Annotated in this window: 16 protein-coding genes; 9 read left to right on the top strand and 7 right to left on the bottom strand. The window is 69.8% G+C overall.

What is annotated here, in order from left to right:
- Window positions 1–51 precede the first annotated feature (51 nt).
- Window positions 52–3,603: a TM0106 family RecB-like putative nuclease gene (locus LXN01_RS14875; protein ID WP_236866410.1), complete on the top strand. Its 3,552-nt coding sequence runs from the start codon at window positions 52–54 to the stop codon at window positions 3,601–3,603.
- A 59-nt stretch (window positions 3,604–3,662) separates the two neighbouring features.
- On the top strand, window positions 3,663–5,219 hold the full coding sequence (locus tag LXN01_RS14870) for an acetolactate synthase large subunit (RefSeq protein WP_236866408.1): 1,557 nt from the start codon (window positions 3,663–3,665) through the stop codon (window positions 5,217–5,219).
- A gap of 13 nt (window positions 5,220–5,232) precedes the next feature.
- Here the strand turns inward: LXN01_RS14870 and LXN01_RS14865 are convergent, their stop codons facing one another.
- The 7 genes from LXN01_RS14865 to moaA all read right to left on the bottom strand — a co-directional run bounded on the left by LXN01_RS14865 (window position 5,233) and on the right by moaA (window position 11,259).
- Window positions 5,233–6,030, bottom strand: a complete 798-nt coding sequence (locus LXN01_RS14865; protein ID WP_236866406.1) for an ABC transporter ATP-binding protein — start codon at window positions 6,028–6,030, stop codon at window positions 5,233–5,235.
- Window positions 6,031–6,068: 38 nt separating this feature from the next.
- Window positions 6,069–6,878, bottom strand: a complete 810-nt coding sequence (locus LXN01_RS14860; protein ID WP_236866404.1) for an ABC transporter permease — start codon at window positions 6,876–6,878, stop codon at window positions 6,069–6,071.
- A complete protein-coding gene (gene modA, locus LXN01_RS14855; protein WP_236866402.1) occupies window positions 6,875–7,651 on the bottom strand; it encodes a molybdate ABC transporter substrate-binding protein in 777 nt (258 codons plus the stop codon). Before modA ends, LXN01_RS14860 begins: the two co-directional genes overlap by 4 nt.
- A gap of 172 nt (window positions 7,652–7,823) precedes the next feature.
- Window positions 7,824–9,116 carry a molybdopterin molybdotransferase MoeA gene (locus LXN01_RS14850; protein WP_236866399.1) on the bottom strand — a complete coding sequence of 431 codons (1,293 nt, stop codon included), beginning with the start codon at window positions 9,114–9,116 and terminating at the stop codon, window positions 7,824–7,826.
- Window positions 9,113–9,862, bottom strand: coding sequence for a molybdenum cofactor guanylyltransferase (gene mobA, locus LXN01_RS14845; protein ID WP_236866397.1), 750 nt, complete (start codon window positions 9,860–9,862; stop codon window positions 9,113–9,115). The genes LXN01_RS14850 and mobA overlap by 4 nt, the downstream gene beginning before the upstream one ends.
- 1 nt (window position 9,863) lies before the next feature.
- Window positions 9,864–10,127 carry a MoaD/ThiS family protein gene (locus LXN01_RS14840; protein WP_236866394.1) on the bottom strand — a complete coding sequence of 88 codons (264 nt, stop codon included), beginning with the start codon at window positions 10,125–10,127 and terminating at the stop codon, window positions 9,864–9,866.
- Window position 10,128: 1 nt separating this feature from the next.
- Complete coding sequence (moaA, locus tag LXN01_RS14835; protein ID WP_236866391.1) at window positions 10,129–11,259, bottom strand: GTP 3',8-cyclase MoaA; 1,131 nt, start codon at window positions 11,257–11,259, stop codon at window positions 10,129–10,131.
- Between the two features lie 170 nt (window positions 11,260–11,429).
- Between moaA and LXN01_RS14830 the strand changes: the two genes are divergently transcribed.
- The 7 genes from LXN01_RS14830 (at window position 11,430) to LXN01_RS14800 (ending at window position 19,017) form a co-directional block, all read left to right on the top strand.
- Complete coding sequence (locus LXN01_RS14830) at window positions 11,430–12,242, top strand: DUF4190 domain-containing protein (protein WP_236866389.1); 813 nt, start codon at window positions 11,430–11,432, stop codon at window positions 12,240–12,242.
- Window positions 12,243–12,514: 272 nt separating this feature from the next.
- Complete coding sequence (locus LXN01_RS14825; protein WP_236866387.1) at window positions 12,515–13,438, top strand: DUF4190 domain-containing protein; 924 nt, start codon at window positions 12,515–12,517, stop codon at window positions 13,436–13,438.
- 279 nt (window positions 13,439–13,717) lie between these two features.
- Window positions 13,718–14,881: a winged helix DNA-binding domain-containing protein gene (locus LXN01_RS14820; RefSeq protein ID WP_236866385.1), complete on the top strand. Its 1,164-nt coding sequence runs from the start codon at window positions 13,718–13,720 to the stop codon at window positions 14,879–14,881.
- 9 nt (window positions 14,882–14,890) lie between these two features.
- Window positions 14,891–16,270 carry a molybdopterin molybdotransferase MoeA gene (locus LXN01_RS14815; protein WP_236866383.1) on the top strand — a complete coding sequence of 460 codons (1,380 nt, stop codon included), beginning with the start codon at window positions 14,891–14,893 and terminating at the stop codon, window positions 16,268–16,270.
- A complete protein-coding gene (gene moaC, locus LXN01_RS14810) occupies window positions 16,267–16,788 on the top strand; it encodes a cyclic pyranopterin monophosphate synthase MoaC (protein WP_272902531.1) in 522 nt (173 codons plus the stop codon). Before LXN01_RS14815 ends, moaC begins: the two co-directional genes overlap by 4 nt.
- Window positions 16,785–17,945: a molybdenum cofactor biosynthesis protein MoaE gene (locus tag LXN01_RS14805; protein WP_236866381.1), complete on the top strand. Its 1,161-nt coding sequence runs from the start codon at window positions 16,785–16,787 to the stop codon at window positions 17,943–17,945. Before moaC ends, LXN01_RS14805 begins: the two co-directional genes overlap by 4 nt.
- Complete coding sequence (locus LXN01_RS14800; protein ID WP_236866379.1) at window positions 17,938–19,017, top strand: ThiF family adenylyltransferase; 1,080 nt, start codon at window positions 17,938–17,940, stop codon at window positions 19,015–19,017. The genes LXN01_RS14805 and LXN01_RS14800 overlap by 8 nt, the downstream gene beginning before the upstream one ends.
- The last annotated feature ends 30 nt before the right edge of the window (window positions 19,018–19,047 follow it).

Genomic DNA, 19,047 nt, shown 5'->3' with positions numbered 1-19,047 from the left:
TGGTCTGCGCAAGAATGATGACGACCGGTCACCCGCGCGCAGAGGAGCGGCATGAAGCGCACAGTTGCAGGCATCACCATCTCCCCGTCGGACGTGTGCTCCTGGATGGACTGCCAATGGGCAGTCATCCGCCATCTCGACGGCATTCTCGGGCTGACCGATCCCGTGGGGACAGATGCGGATGCCATGCTCGAGCGCACCGCACGCCTGGGCGCTCAGCACGAAGCGCGCTACCGTGCGCAGCTCCGACGCGAGCACCCCGGCAGCATGATCGAGTTCACCCGGGACAACCCGGGCAGCCGTGCTGCGACCATGGACGCCTTCGAATCCGGCGCCCGCGTCATCTATCAGCCAGTCTTCTCCTCGTCGGGATTCGAGGGCAGACCGGACTTCCTCGTCCTCGACGATGACGATCGGTACCGGGTCCTCGACACTAAGCTCGCGCTCTCCGCCAAGGTCTCTGCGCTCATCCAGGTCGCAGCCTACGTCGATTGGCTTGAGCAGGCCGGGATCCCGGTCTCGCCGTGGGCGGTCCTCGTCCTCGGCGACGGAACCGAATCCGCCCATGACACCCGCCGGATCGCTCCGGTCTACCGCTCGCAGCGAGCGGCGCTGCGCGACGCGATCACTCTGCGGCAGACCGCCTCGGCTCCGGTGGAGTGGGGCGACGAGCAGTTCGCCGCCTGCGGGCGGTGCTCACTGTGCGCGTCCGCCGCGGAGGAGCACCGCGATCTCGTCCTCGTCGCCAGACTCCGTGTCTCCCAGCGCGCCGCCTTCCGCGCCGCCGGCATCCCGACGATCGACGCGCTCGCGGCAGCCGGTCCGGAGCAGCTCGACCGCGTGCGCGGGATCGGCCGGGACACGGTGCAGAACCTCCACCGTCAGGCGCGTCTGCAGATCGCCTCGGAGAATGCTGCGGGAGGCGGTGTCGGCGGATCGCCCGGTGCCGGGGAGGCCGCCGGGGGCTCACCGGTCGCGGTCCCGCCCGTCTTCGAGGTCATCGACCCGGAGCACTTCCGGCTGCTGCCCCAGCCGGACCCCGGCGACATCTTCTTCGACTTCGAAGGCGACCCCCTGTATCAGGAACGGGGCCAATGGGGCCTCGACTACCTGTTCGGCTACGTCGACACCCAAGAGCGATTCACCTCCTACTGGGCTCACGACCTGGATGAGGAGCGGCAGGCGCTGATCGACTTCCTCGCGGACGTCGAACGCAGGCTGCAGGCCAATCCGAATCTGCACATCTACCACTACGCCCCCTATGAGAAGACGCATCTGCTCTCGCTGGCAGGCCGGCACGAGTACGGCGAGGACATGGTCGACGACCTGCTGCGCCGGGGCGTGCTCGTCGACCTCTACCCGGTGGTGCGGCAGGCGCTGCGGGTGGGATCGCGCAGTTATTCGATCAAGAAGCTCGAACCGCTGTACATGGGCGCCGACCTCCGCGACGAGGACGGCGTGACGGACGCCGCCGCGAGCATCGACGCCTACGCGGAGGCCATGCTCGTGCGCAGCGCCGGGGACACCGCCCGGGCCGGGAAGATGCTGGCGGAGATCGCCGACTACAACGAGTACGACTGCCGGTCCACGCTGCGGCTGCGCGATTGGCTGCTCGACCTGGCCCGGGACGCGGGCGTCCCCCCGCAACTGCCCGAGCAGGCGACAGAGGCGGCGGCCGCGCAGGAGGCCGCCCGGGAAAGCGCGAACGAGGAGAATCAGGCGCTGCTCGCCGGCTTCGATTCCGCGCTCGCCGGCACGGACCCGCTCAATCGCACGGCGGAGGAGACGGCATTGGCACTGGGCCGGGCGTCGCTCCTGTACTACGAGCGGGAGGCCAAGACCTTCTGGCAGGAGCACTTCTCACGGCTGACTGCGCCCATCGACGACTGGGCGGACGCCCGCGACGTCTTCACCGCCGCGCACGCCGAGGTCGTCGAGGACTGGCATCCGGTCAAGAAATCGCAGGCGCGCACGCTGCGGCTCACGGGGCAGTTCGGTCCGGGCAGCAAGCTGTCGCCGGGCACGGCGATGTACGCGATCTTCGACCCGTCCGCCTCCACCGCGCTGTGGTCTCCTGTCCCGGGCGGCCGCGCAGCCTGCAAGGCGACGGTGCTTGACATCGGCCACGCGGTCGCCGACACCCAGCTGCTCGTGGAGGTCAAGGTCGGCCCCAAGAAGGAGCCGTTCGAGGACCTGCCGGTGGCGCTGACGCCCACCGAGGGGCCGTCCGCTCAGGCGAAACTCGCGGCGATCCAGCAGCGCTGGGCACCGAAGATCCTCGGCATGCCGACAGCCGACATCAGGGACCCCGCCTTCGATCTTCTGGTCCGGCGCCCTCCGCGCGGCGCCATCGCACCGGCCGGCGCGGACGGCGCCGCCGAGGCGATCCTCACCACCCTGCGCTCGTTGGACAACTCCTACCTCGCGGTTCAGGGCCCACCCGGAACGGGCAAGACCTTCACCGGCTCGCACGTCATCGCCGCGCTCATCGCAGCCGGCTGGACGGTGGCGGTCACCGGACAGTCGAACGCGGTGGCGGAGAACTTCCTGGCCGCAGTCGCCAAGCGCGGGGTGCCGGCGGAGAAGCTGCTCAAGAAGACGAGCGATCCCGACCTCCAGGGGACCAATCACTGCGGCTGGACAGGATTCGCCGACTGGAAGAAGCTGTGGGCCCACGTCGATGAGCAGCCCGGCGGATGCCTCGTCGGCGGCACCTCGTGGATGGCCGGGCAGGACCGCGACTTCGACCTCGTGGTGATCGACGAGGCCGGCCAGTACGCCCTGCCGGACATGATCGCCATCTCCACCCTCGCCCCGCGGCTGCTGCTGCTCGGCGATCCCCAGCAGCTGCCCAATGTCACTCAGGCAGCCCATCCGGAACCGGTCGACCGCTCAGCGCTCGGCTGGCTGTCGGACGGCCACGACGTGCTCCCGCCGGAGTTCGGGTACTTCCTGCCGCGCAGCTACCGCATGCATTCGGAGGTCACCCACCCGGTGTCGCGGCTGTCCTACGAATCCCGGCTGGACTCCTGCGCCCCCGCGCGCACCGTCGAAGGAGTCGCCCCGGGCCTCCACGTCATCGACGTCGAGCATTTCGGCAGCACGACCCTGTCCGAGGAGGAGGCCGCCGCGGTCGTGGCCATCGTCAGGAACGCCGTCGGCCGCAGGTTCGCCGAGGTCACCGACACCGGGGTGGCCGAACGGCTCCTCGAACCCGCGGACATCATCGTCGTCGCTCCCTTCAACGCACAGGTCAATACCATCCGCGAGGAGCTCGATGCCGCAGGTCTGAGAGCGACTCCCGTCGGCACCGTCGACAAGTTCCAGGGCCAGGAGGCCGCCATCGCCATCATGTCGATGACGACCTCGGCTGCGTCGGAGGTTCCGCGCGGACTCGACTTCCTGTTCTCCCGCAACCGACTCAACGTGGCGATCTCGCGGGCGCAGTGCGCGGCCTTCCTCGTCCAGTCGCCCCAGTTGGAGCTGGCCGTGCCGTCGAGCGTGAAGACTCTCGACCTCGTCTCCGGCTACATCGGCCTGCTGGAGTCGGCGTCCTCACGCTCGGCGCTCCTCCCCGACGACGACGCGCTCGCCCTGCGCTGACCGGGTGTTACGTTGGATCGGACGCGACACCAGTCGCCTGGTCTTGATCGGAGGATTACGTGAACGGTGCAGAAAGCCTGCTGGAGACCCTCGAACACAACGGGATCGACGTCTGCTTCGCCAACCCGGGCACCTCGGAGATGCACTTCGTCGCGGCCCTCGACCGCAGCCCCGGCGTGCGCGGAGTCCTCGGGCTCTTCGAAGGAGTCGTCACCGGTGCCGCAGACGGCTACGCGCGCATGACCGACAGGCCGGCTGCCACCCTGCTGCACTTGGGCCCGGGGATGGCCAACGGCCTGTCCAGCATGCACAACGCGCTGCGGGCACGCTCCTCGATGGTCAACATCATCGGCGATCACGCCGGCTACCACCGAGCGCTCAACGCCCCGCTGACCTCGGACATCGAGGGTGCGGCGCGGCCGTTCAGCCACTGGGTGCGCACCTCGCCGTCGGCGAACACGATCGCCCAGGACGCCGCTGACGCGATCGGTGTCAGCCGGCCCGGGCGCATCGCCTCGCTCATCCTCCCCGCGGATACCGCGTGGAGCACCGCCGCCGCCTACACCACCCCTCCGACCGCTCAGCCGCTGCCGGAGATCGCCATCGATGAATGCGTCATCGAGGCCGCCGCGCGGAACCTGCGGATCAACGGGAAGCGGACGGCGATCCTGCTGGGCGGGCGCGCCCTGCGCGCCGAACAGCTCGCGCTGGCCGGGAAGATCGCTCAGGCGACCGGTGCCACCCTGCTCTCGGACACCTTCGCCCCGCGCACGGAACGGGGTGCCGGCCGCCACGCGACCATGCGTGTCCCCTATCCGGTCGACGCTGCCCAGCAGCTCCTGAGTCGGTTCGACGCGCTCGTGATCGTCGACTCCAAGGCGCCGGTGGCGTTCTTCGCCTACCCGGACAAATCGAGCGTGCTCACCGCAGCCGGCACCACCTTCTACGAGGTGAGCAAGCCGGAGGCCGACTCCGTGGCGGCCCTGGAGGCGCTGTGCTCGGCAGTCCTGGGGGAAGGCGCTGCTGCCGCGCCGTCGACTCCCTCCCGGTTGGCGCCGCCGGCCCTGCCGACCGGCACGATCACCGCCGACAAGCTGGCGGCCTGGCTGGGCAGCGCGATCCCGGAGAACGGGATCGTGCTCGACGAGTCCGTCACCACCGGCAGGAGCTTCTTCGAGGCCACGATGAACGCTCAGCCGCACGACTACTTCACCCCGACCGGCGGTGCGATCGGCTGGGCGCTGCCGTTGGCCGCAGGAGCGGCGATCGCGTGCCCCGATCGCAAGGTCATCGCCCTGGAGAGCGATGGCTCCGGCATGTACATGCCGCAGGCGCTGTGGACGATGGCACGGGAAGGACTCGACGTCGTCAGCCTGATCTTCGCGAACCGGAAGTACCAGATCCTGCGCAACGAGATGCACAACGTCGGCGTGCACGACTTCGGCGCCAAGGCCGAATCGCTGCTCGACATCGGCAGCCCCGTGATCGACTGGGTCGCGGTGTCGCAGGGAATGGGAGTGCCGGCTCAGCGAGTGGAGACGATCGAGGAGCTGTCGAAGGCGTTCGAAGCCGCACTGAGCGACAGCGGCCCGCGCCTCATCGAAGTGGTGCTCTGAGCGGCTTCGCACCTCATCCCAGCAGGCGCCGGACGAACTGCGAACTCGGATCGCCGAGCACCGCGTCGACCGACCCTGTCTGCGCGATGCGGCCCCTGCTCATCACCGCGATGTGGTCGCAGAGGGCCCACAGGTCGCCCGCCTGATGCGACACCAGGACGACGGTGTGCCCGGCCAGGGCCCGGCGCACCGTCTCCCGGAACTCCGCAACCGCCTCGGCGTCCACCGCGGCGAACGGCTCGTCGAGCAGGATGACGTCCGGTCCGGCCGCGACCGCGCGGGCGATCGCGGTGCGCGCCTGCTGGCCTCCCGACATCTGGTGGGGCTTGCGGTCGGCCAGCTGAGCGATGCCCATGTCGGCGAGCAGCTCGGAGGCCCGGTCGCGCGCCGCGGCCTTCCGCAACCCCGCTGCCCGCAGGCCGAACGCCACGTTGTCACGGGCGGTCATCGAGGGGAACAGGGCAGGGTCCTGCAGCAGCTGGGAGACGCCCCGCCGGTGCGGAGGCACGAACACCCGCCTCGCTCCCGCGTCACGGGGCACCCGCGTGAGAATGCGAGCACCCACGCTGACCTCGCCGGCAGCGGGGATGAGCAGTCCCGATATCACCTGCAGCACCGTCGACTTCCCGACCCCGTTCGGCCCCACCAGGCCCAGAATGGTGCCGGCCGGCACCGTGAGGTCCGCGGCGACGTCCCGCTCGGGCACCTCGGCGAACACTCGCAGGTCGGCTGCTGACGCCTGCTCGGATGGGGGCGCCTGCTTGGCTGCTGACGCCTGCTCGGCTGCGGGCGCCTGCTCGGACGCGGGCACGGTTCCCTCCGGCTTCCGCGGGTGCCCCTGGCCCCGGCTCATGGCCGCAGACCCCGGTAGCGGGCGGGCAGGCGGTAGACGGACGCGACGATGACCACTGCGATGAGCACCAGCAGCACCGACAGCGCGATCGCCGCATCCGGATCCGCCTCCCTCTGCAGGTAGATCTCGAGCGGCAGTGTGCGGGTCACCCCCTGCAGGGATCCGGCGAAGGTGATGGTGGCGCCGAACTCGCCCAGGGAACGCGCGAACGCGAGGATCCCGCCGGACAGGATCGCCGGCATGAGCGACGGTACGGTGACCATGAGGAGCGAGCGCCACGGCGAGGCGCCCAGGCTCGCCGCGGCGATCTCGTACTTGGTGCCCATCGACAGCAGCGCGCTCTCGATCGTGATGACGACGAACGGCATCGAGACGAAGATCTGCGCCAGCACCACCGCGATCGTGCTGAAGGCGATGTCGATCCCCACCGCCGAGAGCGGTGCGCCCACCACCCCCCGCCTGCCGAAGGTGTACAGCAGGGCCAGGCCGCCCACGACCGGTGGCAGCACGAGAGGCAGCAGCACGAACGCGCGCGCAAGCTGCCTGCCGGGGAACTCGATGCGGACCAGTGTCACCGCCAGGGGAACTCCGAGGAGCACGCAGAGCACGGCCGCCGAGCTCGCGGTGATGAGGGACAGCCGCAGCGCCTCGAGCGAGGGGACCGAGGTGATGAGGGAGAGGAACTGGCCCATCGGAAGGCGTGCGAGCATGCCGACCAGCGGCAGCAGCACCACGGCCGCGGCCACCACGGCAATCGGAATCAGCCACGCCGGAACGCCCGGCTGATAGGTCTGCGAGCTCCTCACGGGACGCCGAAGCCTGCCTCGTCGAAGACTCCGCGAGCGGAGTCCGCCAGGATGAAGTCGACGAATTCGGCGGCGGCCTCCGGGTCGGCTGCAGCCTGCAGCGCGGAGATCGGGTAGCGGTTGAGCACTGAGGCGGACTCGGGGAGATCGACGGCCTGAACGCCCGAGCCCTCGGCGGCCGCGTCGGTGGTGTAGACCAGGCCCGCGTCCGCCTGGCCCGTCGCGACCTTGGAGAGCACCCCGGTCACGGCGTTCTCCTCGCTGACCGGAGACACCTCCACCCCCGCCCTGTCGAGGAGCTGAGCCGAGGCGGTGCCGCAGGGGACCTGGACCGCGCAGACCACGGTCGTGATGTCTTCGGCGGCGAGGTCGGACAGTCCGCTGATGCCCAGCGGGTTCCCCGGGGCCACGGCGATCGTCAGGGAGTTGGTGACGAAGACCTGCGGCGCCTCGGCGAGCAGATCCTCGTCGGTGAGCCGGGTCATGTTCGGCTCGTCGGCCGTGGCGATGACGTCAGCGGGCGCTCCCTCCTGGATCTGGGAGACGAGATCCGAGGAACCCGCGAAGTTCAGTTCGACCGTCGTGCCCGGGTTCTCCTGCTCGTAGACGTCGGCGAGTTCGGTGAAGGTCGCGGTGAGGGAGGCCGCCGCGAAGACTCGGAGGGCGGAGTGGCTGTCCCCTGATCCCCTGTCGGCAGCGTTTCCACTGCCGCCGCACCCGGAGGCTCCTGCGAGCAGCAGAGCCGCGGCGGTGAGTGCGGGCCAGCGCTTCATGGTGCTCCTTCGGATGGCGGATCGGCACCTCGGTTTGCGCGGAAGCCGGTGCCGGCCAACCGGCGTCAAGCGAGCTGCCACTCGCCGGCGTTCCGCATCTGAGTCGTCGTCTGCAGTTTAGCTGCGCATCTGCGGAAGAACCACCGGTTCTCGGTCGTGCTGCGCGACCTGTTCAGGTGGTCCACGGGAGTCGGAGACAGCTGACGCTTCCGCGGGGCGCAACCGGCGACGCCGGCAGCACCACGAGCCCGTCGGCATGGGACAGCCCGCGCAGCATGTTGGGACCGGTCTTGTCGCACAGCTCCCACGCTCCACTTGCTGCGCCGGTCTGGTCGGTTCCGGCAGCACCGGCATCGCCAAGGGTCACGCCCGGCCGACCGCTGCGCCGCGCCGGGGTGAGGCGCTGGACCCGCGCCCCTGGCGCGCCATCGGCCAGGCGCACCGTCTCGATCACCTCGGGGGGCAGGCCGCGCAGTGTGCGCATGAAGGGCTGGACGACCACCCGCATCGCCACCATCGCCGCCAGCGGATTGCCGGGCAGCCCCACCTGCCAGCAGGCCGCCCCCGGCAGCCGGGTGAACATCGTCGGATGCCCCGGCCGCATGTCGAGCTCGCCGAACAGCACCTCGTCCGCCAGCGCCTCGACCTCCCGGCGCACATGGTCGGCCGCGGACCGCCCGGTGCCTCCCGTCGTCAGCACCAGGTCCACCGCGTTGCCGCCCGACACCGCCTCGATCGCGGCTCGGGTCTGGGCGGCATCGTCGCCGATCCGGACCTGCGAGACCACATCGCCGCCCAGCAGCCGGACATATGCGGGAAGCTGGGGGCCGAAGGCGTCGCGCACCTCGCCGGCAGCCGGAATGCCGGTTCCTCGCACCTCGTCCCCGGTCTGGATCACCGCCACCCGTGCCCGGCGCCGAACCGGGAGGGTGTCGAAGCCTGCCACCGCGGCGTAGGCGATGTGTGCGGGAGTGAGCACAGTTCCGGCCGTGGCGACCGCCTCGCCGAGCGCGGATTCGCGGCCCGCCCGCCGGATGTGGCGCCCGGTTTCCAGCTCCGTGTCGGGGCAGCCGGCGATCAGGTCCAGGCGATCACCGGTGGCCTGCGCATACTCTCGGCGGACGATGCCGGAGGCGCCGGCCGGCACCGGCCCGCCGGTCACGATCACCCTGGCCCGGCCTGCTCCGAGAGCCGGCACCTCCGCTCTCGCCATCGACCCGGTTTCAGTGGGCAGCTCGTTCTCGAGCGTCCACGGCGGTGGTCCTGCGACCGCGAAGCCGTCCATCGCAGAGGAATCGAAGTGCGGGATCGGGATCGGCGTATGGACTGTGCGGGCGAGCACCTCACCGGGGCATTCGGCAAGCGGCGCCTCGACGATCGGCAGGGGAGCGGGCTGGGCGGCCGCGATGGCCATCGCCTGCTCCCAATCGGGGCTGCCGCAGCGGTGCACGGCCTCGCGGCTCACCCGTGCCTCTCCTGCGACTGCTCGCCCTGCACCTGCTCCGTGTCCTGCGCCTGCTTCTCCTGCGGCGAGTGCAGCCCCAGCCGTTCGGCGTCCGCCCACGTGTCGACGTCCGCCGCCGCGCCTGCGGGGAGATCGACATGGGCGACGGTGAGCCGCGACAGCAGGGCGCGGACGGACATCCCCTCCGGGTCCAGCCCGCGCAGCGCGTCGGCCAGTGCCGAGGCGCGGTGCAGGCTCATGAGGTTCTCCACCCGTTCCTCCTCGCCGGGCGCGGATGCCCGGGACACGCCGACCCACGCCTCGGGTGCGGGTGGGGAAGCCGGACCAGCCGCGGCAGCGGCGTCCAGGAGGGCGCGAACCCCCGGCTCCAGGTTCGGCATGTCGCAGGCGAGCGTGAGCACGAACTCCAGGTGACCGCGCTGCCCGCCGCGGGCGGCCGCCATGCCGGACAGCGCCACGTCCGCGGCGAGCGCCTCGAACCCGGCGGCGATGCCAGCGACCGGACCGGCGAACGGCGGGTCCTCGCGGACTACGGTCAGGTCCCGGAACCCGGAGCCGGTGAGGACATTCGGCGGGCCGACCACGACGATCCGGTCCGCCGCCACGCCGATGTCGGTCAGCGCTCGCAGCGTCAGTCCGAGCAGCGTGGTGTCACCACCGCGCAGCAGCGGCTTGGGGAATTCGTCGAGCCTGCGCGAGCGACCGCCGGCGAGCACGACCGCACCCACCGTGGACAGGAACGCCACCTCAGCCGCCGGAGAACGGGGGGAGGACGTCGACGACGGCTCCCGGCTCGACCGTGGTGCCCGGTCGCATCGCGACCCCGCTGACGAGCAGGCTGCTCTGGGCGAGCACGGTGGACAGCGCCGGTTCGCCGGCCGGCGCCTCGGGATGGCGTTCGACGAGCACCCGGATGAGATCGTCGCGGTCCAGCGGCGAGCTGATCGGGATCTCCTCGGTCTGCCGGCTGGTGGCCGCGCGGGCGGCCGCGAAGTATCGAACGGTGAGCATCTCAACCCCCAATGGCGCTCATCGAACGCTTCGGCTGCACATAGTCCTCGCTGTCGAGCCCGGGATGGCCCATCCCGTGGGCCTTCGGCTTGAGCCACATCGCCTGCCGCCACGCCTGCCCGATCTCCTCGTCGGTGGCGCTCGACCGCAGCAGCGCTCCGAGGTCGAACTCCTCGTGCGAGAACAGGCACGAGCGGACCTTGCCCTCGGCGGTGATGCGGGTGCGGGTGCAGGCGGCGCAGAACGGCTCCGTGACCGAGGCGATGACGCCCACCCGGCCCAGGCGCTCACCTGCCGGCGACTCGACGATGTAACGCTCGGCGGGCGCCCCGTTCCGGGGTTCCTCGTCGGGACGCAGGCGGAAGCGGGTGGACAGCGCCTCGCGGATCTCCGCCGCCGTGACCATGTTCGTGCGCGTCCAGCCGTGGGCTCCGTCGAGCGGCATCTGCTCGATGAACCGAAGCTCGAGCCCGTGCTGCAGCGCGAACTCGAGGAGATCGGGGGCCTGGTCGTCGTTGACGCCGCGCATCAGCACCGCGTTGATCTTGACCGGGCTCAGTCCGACGGCCTGGGCGGCCGTGATGCCGTCGAGCACCTGCTGCAGGCGGTTGCGGCGGGCGAGCGCGGCGTAGGTGTCGGCATCGATGGTGTCGAGTGAGATGTTGATGCGGGTCAGGCCCGCAGCGGCGAGCTTCGCGGCGCGGCGGTCGAGGCCGATGCCGTTGGTGGTGATCGAGATCGGCAGCTGAGGGTGATGCTCCCGCAGCAGGCCGATGATGACCTCGAGGTCGGGGCGGATGAGCGGCTCACCGCCGGTCAGGCGCAGCTCCCGGATGCCGAGGTCGCGGACGGCGATCGTCACCAGGCGCAGCACCTCGGCGGGGGTGAGCAGGGAGTCCTGCGGCATCCAGGGCATGCCCTCGGCGGGCATGCAGTAGGTGCAGCGAAGATTGCACTTGTCGGTCAGCGAGATCCGCAGATCCTCGCCCACGCGGCCGAACTGGTCGAGCAGCGGACCCGAGCGCGGCGCCTTCGCCGCCCGGTTCCCGAGCTCCTTCTGCACAGCGCGGGCCACGGACTCCGGATCGCCTTCGCCCGGTCGCACTGAGGGGATGCCCAGTTGTACCGACATGTCAGCGAGTCTACAGGTGTCTCTGCCGCAAATCAGCCGAATATACGGAACCACGAAAGTTAAAGTTTCCGAAAAATTAACTATTCAAACATCAAGCAGTTTATGCTCAGAAGGTTCCCAGGTGATTGCCGGGTACTCCCTTTTCTACTTCGAACCAATCAGGAGCTTCGATGTCCGTTCCCCCCGCTACAAACCAGCAGAGCCCAGGCGGCTACCCGCAGTACAACCCCGGTCCTCCCCAGAATTCTCCGAAGAACGGGCTCGGCATCGCTGCCCTGGTGCTCGGACTGGTTGGGATCGCTCTCGCATTCATTCCGTTTGTGGGCCTCTTTCTCTCGATTCCGCTGGGGCTTATCGGTGCCGTCCTCGCGATCTTCGGTCTCGTCCGGGTCTCCAAGGGAGTAGCAACCAATAAGGTGATGTCCATCTTCGGCCTCGTCACCTCGATTCTGGCGATCGTCATCGCAATCACTTCGTCTGTTGCGACCGGTGCGTTCATCGGCGCTGTGGCGGAATCCGTTGAATCCGGATCGTCCTCCGATGGCGCCGCGATGGATGAGCAGGGTGAAGGTTCTGCTGTCGAGAACGAGCAGTTCCCGGGACAGCAGGAAAGCGACATCGTCGGCCAGGCGGGTGACACGCTTGAGGCTCGCGGCGTGGTCGTGACCGCTGGAGCCCTGGAAGAGGAATCCGATGACTTCGGCACCTACCTGTGCTCCAACGTGAAGTACGAGAACAACGGCGATGAGCGACTGAGCTACAACACCATGGACTGGTCCCTGCAGGAGCCGGGTGGCAACATTCAAATGACTACGATCATGGGTGGCGACGAAGAGCTTTCGGCCGGCGAGCTCGCTCCCGGTGGCTCCACCGAGGGATTGGTGTGCTTCGAGACGACAGATGCAACCGGCACCCATGTCTTGCTTTTCGAGGGCTTCCTTAGCCTCGACACTTCGCGTGCAGTCTGGATCAACGAGCTCTGAGCTCAAAGAGTTGAGCTGGTGGATGAGTGGGTCAGTGATCCTGTGTTCGTCCTCGTCTCCCAGGTCCTGCCCCTGTCGGCGATCATCCGATCGTTGGCAGGAGCAGGGCTTCTGCTTTCCCGAACCATTGACGCTCGACGGGTGAGCGTCGCGTAAGACAATGGGGAACGTCACAAGTAAACTCTCGTATATCGGCGTGATTCGCAAACAATGAATCTGATGCCCAGAAAGGCCTGGGCAATCATGCAGCCTCAATCTCCACTGGAGTTCCTATGTCACACCCACAGCCGCCCTACTCCCACGGACCGTCCCAATATCCTCAGTACGGGTTCAACGGATCGGGGTACTCGACTGGACCCATTCCGACAGCACCCAAGAACGGGTTCGGAATTGCGGCGCTGGTGCTTGGGCTGATCGGTCTTGCACTCGCTTTCATCCCATTCCTCGGGCTGTTCTTCTCGATCCCTTTGGGGATTGTCGGTGCGATACTCGGCATCCTCGGTCTGGTCAGGGTTTCGAAGGGCGTCGCGAACAATCAGGTGATGACCGTCATCGGTCTTGTTGCTTCTGCTCTCGCCATCATCTTGTCAATTACCTCGTCAGTTGTGACAGGAATCTTGATTGGCGGTGGGTCTGATTCTTCCGGTGCCTCGTCAAGCACCACCGACGACGCCGTTGCCTTCAAGCAAGAGCCGGAGGATGGAGATGGAGGCGATGAACCGGCGTCGACTCCAGCTGACGACGAAGCGGCGGAGCCTTCGACCGATGATGAACCGGAGCCAGTGGAGACTGAGGACGAACAGCGATTCTCGGGGCAACAGGATGATGACATCGTGGGTGACCCAGGGGACACTCTCGAGGCCCGCGGTGTCACGGTGGCTGCAAGCGAATTGGAAGAACGCAGCGGCTTTCTCGGTGAGTACCTGTGCTCCATCGTCGAGCTCGAAAACAACAGCGACGAAAGGGTCAGCTACAACTCGCTCGATTGGTCCCTGCAATATCCCGATGGCAACATCCAGATGGCGACCTTCTCAGGTGAGGACGACGAACTGTCTGCTGGTGATCTGGCTCCTGGCGGGACTACCGAAGGTGCAGTCTGTTTCGAACATTCGAGCGAGAGCGGAATGTACGTTCTCCTGTTTGAAGGCTTTTTAAGCTTCGACAATTCGCGGGCCGCTTGGATCAACGAGCGCTGAGCGTGAGGCGCAACACTCTAGCTCGGGTAGCTCTGGTCGATTCGGCCGTCGCCACCAAAGTCTTCTTTCAGCCGTCGCACGAATAACCCACTCCCACTAGAATTTGTCTAGCAAGTCGCACTCGCGCACTCCGTGCCGTGCGCGGTCCAAATCGAATTCCGGAGTGCAGGCTCTGTCATCGTCGAACTATCGTCTGCAACTCTCGATCCGCGCACCCGCTTGTTGGTCGGAGGACCGCCGGGGTTCTCCCCGCCGATCCTTCAGCCTCATACTGCAGTCATGCCGATGACGCTGATACGCGGTGGTCCGACCGCCCTCACCCGCGCCGAGCTGCTCCGGCTGCGGATGCGCAGCCAGGGCCTCGTCCGGTCTGCCGGCGGCAAGGAATCCCAACGCGGTGCGCCGGCGCTGGGCACTCCTGCAGCCGCGGCAGAGCGGCTGTTCGCCTGGCAGGGGCAGGACCTCGGCAGTGCTCTGTGGGCGCTGGGCGTCCGCGCCCCGGGTACCACTCGCGAGGAGGTGCGGGCTGCGTTCACCGCAGGCCGCCTCGTCCGCAGCTGGCCCTTCCGCGGCACCCTGCACGCCCTCGCGGCAGCCGACCTGCCGTGGATTCTTGAGCTCACCGGGCCGCGCACCCTGGGAGGCCTGACCCGACGCAACGCGGAACTCGGGATCACCGAGGCGACCGTCGATTCCGCCCGGGCGCTCGCCTCCGAGCTCCTGCGTGGGAGGAAGCACGCCTCCCGTCGTCGGCTCCTCGACGCCTTCGAGGACGGCGGACTGGCCACCGCCGGCCGCGGTTCTCATCTCATCAGCCGCCTCGCGCTCGAAGGCACCCTCGTCTTCGGTCCGTTCGCCGGCGGCGAGCACCAGCTGGTGCTGGTGGATGAGTGGATCACCGAGTCCCGGCGCTTCGACACCGAGGGTGCCGTCCGCGAGATCGTGCGGCGCTATCTGGCCGGGCGCGGACCAGCAGCGCTCAGCGACCTGGCGTGGTGGGCCAAGCTTCCGGTGCGCTGGATCCGCTCCGCGGCCATGGAGCTCGGCGACGAGCTCACGACCTTCGACTACCAGGGAACCGAACTCTGGGGGCATGCACCCGCCCTGGATTCGACGACCGGGCTGGCGCCTCGGCAGGTGCTGCTCCCGGCGGGATTCGACGAGGTCCTGCTCGGCTACGCGGACCGGTCCGCAGTCCTGCCCGCGGAGCACGCCGGCAAGGTGGTGCCCGGCGGGAACGGGATCTTCAAGCCCGCGGTCCTGGTCCGGGGGCGGGCGATCGGCACCTGGCGGGCCAAGCCGGGCGCTCGGCAGGTCAGCGTCGCCGTGATCCCGTTCGAACGGCCGCCGGCGGATCGGATCGTCACAGCGATCCGCACGCAGGCACGGGCGTACGCCGCCTACCTCGGGCTCGACCTCGCCGAGCTGGTGATCGAGCACTAGGCTGATCGTATGTCGATACCGAACGTGGACAGGCGGTCGCAGGACCAGTCGTGGGACGGCCCGCGGACCCTGGCGGAGCACCGCGGGCAGGTGCTCGACGTCCTCGCCGTCCGTTCGCCCGGCGCCGAGGTGACGGTCCGTCTGGCCGAGGCGCACTCGCGCGTGCTCGCCTCCGAGGTCCGCGCCGACATCGACCTGCCGCCGTTCGCCAACTCGCAGATGGACGGTTTCGCAGTCGCGGCCGCATCCACCCCGGGCACGCTCCCGGTCGGCCCCACCGTTCCCGCCGGTGTCTGGCCGGAGCCGCTCGCGCCGGGGACTGCAGTCCCGATCATGACCGGCGCCCCGATCCCGCCCGGCGCCGACACCGTCGTCCCCATCGAGGAGACACCCGAGCGCAGCTTCGACGCCGCGACCGTGACCCTGTCCGAGGCGCCCGCCGGTCGCTTCGTCCGCCCCCAGGGCAGCGACCTGACCGCCGGCGAGGTGCTCCTGTCGGCAGGTTCCCGGCTGAGCGCCGTGGCACTCGGGGCGCTCGCCGCCGCGGGACTGCCCGCCGTGGCAGTGCGGCCGCGACCGCGCGTCCTCATCTACACCGGCGGTGACGAGGTCGTCCTGCCCGGCAGCGACCGAGGGCCCGGCCAGATCTACGACGCCAACGGGGCCATCCTCTCCGGCTTCCTCGCCAGGGTCGGCGCCGAGGTCGTGGGCGTGCGCCTCATCGACGACACCCCCGCCGCCTTCGCCGGCCACCTGCAGCAGGACCTCGCCGAGCTCGACCCCGACCTCGTCCTCACCTCCGGCGGCATCAGCGCAGGTCGCTTCGAGGTTGTGCGGACCGCGCTCACCTCGGACCAGCTGCCCGGCGCGGAGGTGAGCTTCGGCTCCGTCGCCATGCAGCCGGGCGGCCCGCAGGGGCTGGGCGTGCTCGGCGGGACGGTCCCGGTCGTCTGCCTGCCCGGCAACCCGGTCAGCACCTGGGTCAGTGCCGTGATCTTCCTCCAGCCCGCGCTGGCGGCGCAGTGGCAGACGCTGCCGCCGCAGACCGTTCCGGTGCGGCTCACCGAGGAGGTCGCGCCGCTGCCTGTGAAGGTGCAGGTGCGACGCGGCGTCTACGGCTCGGGAGCCCGGGATGCCGAGGCGACGGGCGCCTCGGGAGTCGCCTCCGCCTCGGGAGCCTCCCTCGCGTCGGGAGCCTCCCTCGCGTCGGGAGCTGCCCTCGCCTCGGGAGCCGCCCCCGTCTCGGGAGCCCCGTACGATGTCCGCCTGCTGCCGGGCACCAGCTCGCACCTGCTCGCCGAGGCGGCCCGCGCCGAGGTGCTCGTCCCCGTTCCGGCAGGGGAGCAGCCGCTGCCGGCCGGCACCGTCCTCGAAGGGATCCAGCTATGACGACCGGCGACCGAACAGGTCACACCGACGCCCGCGTCGAAGGGCGACTGACGCACGTGCGCGCCGACGGCTCGGCGCACATGGTCGACGTCAGCGACAAGCCCGTCACCGCCCGCACCGCGACGGCCGAGTCGACGGTGGCCACCCGGCCGGAGGTCGTGGCCCAGATCTTCGACGGCGACCTGCCCAAGGGAGACGCGCTCGCAGTCGCCCGCGTCGCCGGGATCATGGCCGCCAAGAAGACCCCGGAGCTCGTGCCGCTGTGCCACCCGCTGCCGATCAGCGGCGTCACCGTCGACTTCGCGCGGCCGGCTGATCGCGACGACGCCGTGCACATCCGCGCCACGGTCAGGACGACGGGCGTGACCGGGGTGGAGATGGAGGCGCTGACGGCCGCCTCGGTCGCGGCGCTGACCGTCTACGACATGATCAAGGCGCTCGACCGCGGCGCGCAGATCACCGCCACGCGGGTGGTCGAGAAGGCCGGCGGCGTGTCCGGGGACTGGAGCCGAGGATGACCGCGAACTGGCCGAATCAGCAGGCCGACTTCGGGGCGGGCCGCAGCGCCGCCGTCATCGTCGCCTCGACGAGTGCCGCCGCCGGCCGGGCCGACGACGTGACCGGACCCCTCCTCGTCGACTGGCTGTCGGGACGCGGCTACGACTGCCCGGCCCCCATCGTCGTCGCCGACGGCCCACCCGTTGCCGAGGCGCTGTTCCACCTGCTCCTGGAGCTGCCCGAGGACGACCGGCCGCGGATCGTCGTCACCACCGGCGGGACGGGGCTCAACCCGGACGACCGGACCCCGCAGGTCACGCAGCCGCTGCTCGACTACCCGACGCCGGGCATCATGCACGCCCTGTGGAGCGAAGGCCTCAAACACGTTCCCACTGCCGTGATGAGCAGAGGCGTCGCCGGGGTCCGCGGCAGGACCTTCATCGTCAACCTGCCCGGCTCCAAGGGCGGCGTCCGTGACGGGATTGCCGTGCTCGACCCGATCATCCACCACATCCAGGCGCAGATCGAGGACGTTCGCGACCACCCGCCGCGCCTCCTGACGGAAGCCGCCGTGACGGAGCGCCGGGACGAGGATGAGGACGGCGGCCCGGTGACGTACCACCCGGCAGCCGACCGGAAGCAGGCCGCCACCCCCACCCCCGCATCCGCCACCCGCGGCAGCGATACCGTCACCCGCGGCCCCGCCTCCGCCGCGCAGCCCGTCACCCGCCCCGGGGAGAACATCCCGCGGCCCTTCGTCCACGCCGCCATCACCACCGAGGCGATCGACGTCGGGGCCGTCCAAGCCGCAGTCACCACCCCGGAGACCGGCGCCGCGGTCGTGTTCCGCGGCATCATCCGCAACCACGACGAGGGCCGCACCGACGTCATCGCCCTCGACTACACCAGCCATCCCGACGCCGAGGCGATCATGCGGCGCGTCGTCAGCGGTGTCGCGGCCGACCATCTCGAGGTGCGCATCGTGGCCGTCCACCGGATCGGTCCGCTGGCCATCGGCGAGGACGCGCTGGTGGTGGCGACCGCCTCGGCGCACCGCGCGGAGGCCTTCGCATGCGCGGCGGAGGCAGTCGATGCGATCAAGGCCGAGGTGCCGATCTGGAAGCAGCAGCGCTACGCCGCCGGCGACCACTCCTGGGTGGGACTCGCCGATGAGTGACCGCTACGTCCGCCAGACCTCGGTGCCGGGAGTCGGCGCGGAGGGACAGGAGCGGCTCGCCGCCGCCCGGGTGCTGTGCATCGGCGCGGGCGGGCTCGGCGCGCCGGCCGCGCTGTACCTCGCCGGAGCCGGGATCGGCACGCTCGGCATCGTCGACGACGACACCGTCGAGCTGTCCAACCTCCACCGCCAGGTCATCCACCGGACGGCCGACATCGGCACCGCCAAGGTCGATTCGGCCCAGCGGGCGCTCACCGCCCTCAACCCGGAGATCACCGTCCGGACCCACCGCACGCGGCTGACCCGCGACACCGTGCTCGAGGTGTTCCGCGACTACGACATCATCGTCGACGGGTCCGACAACTTCGACACCCGCTACATCACCTCGGACGCGTGCACGCTGCTGGGCATCCCGCACGTGTGGGCCTCCGTGCTCGGGTCCGGGGGACAGCTCAGCGTCTTCGACTCCACCCGCGGACCCGTCTACCGCGACCTCTACCCGGACGTCCCGGCGCCCGGCAGCGTCCCCTCGTGCGCAGAGGGCGGCGTGCTCGGAGTCGTGCCCGGGATCCTCGGCGTCGCGATGGCCGCCGAGGTGCTCAAGCTCGTCCTCGGCTACGGCACCCCGCTCATCGGGACGGTGCTCATCTACGACATGACGACCGCCGCGTGGGAGCAGGTGCCGGTGGCCCCGAACCCGGACGTGTACCGGCCGCAGTCCGAGTCCGACATCGGGGCGGGGCTGCGCTCCACCGTCACCGTCCGCGAGCTCACCGAGGCGCTGGCCGACCGCGCCCGAGGCGCCCGCGAGTTCCAGCTCATCGACGTCCGCGAGCCGTGGGAGGCCGAGGTGGCCGCGATCCCGGGTTCGCGGCTGGTCCCGCTGGGCCAGCTGCTCGACGGCTCCGCCGAGGTGCCGGCGGGCGCCGATGTCTACGTCTACTGCAAGGCCGGCGGCCGCTCCGCCCGGGCCGCCGCGGCCCTGAGCCGGCGCGGCATCACCGTGCACGATGTCGTCGGCGGGATCGACGCATGGGCCAGGCAGATCGAGCCGGACATGCCGCGGTACTGACATGCCGCGCTACTGAAATGCAGGAGTGCT

This window comes from Brevibacterium daeguense (genome assembly GCF_021729135.1).
GTDB classification, from domain to species: Bacteria; Actinomycetota; Actinomycetes; order Actinomycetales; family Brevibacteriaceae; genus Brevibacterium; species Brevibacterium daeguense.
The sequence above is the reverse complement of the archived record's forward strand: the minus strand, read 5'-3'. Positions and strand labels throughout refer to the sequence as shown.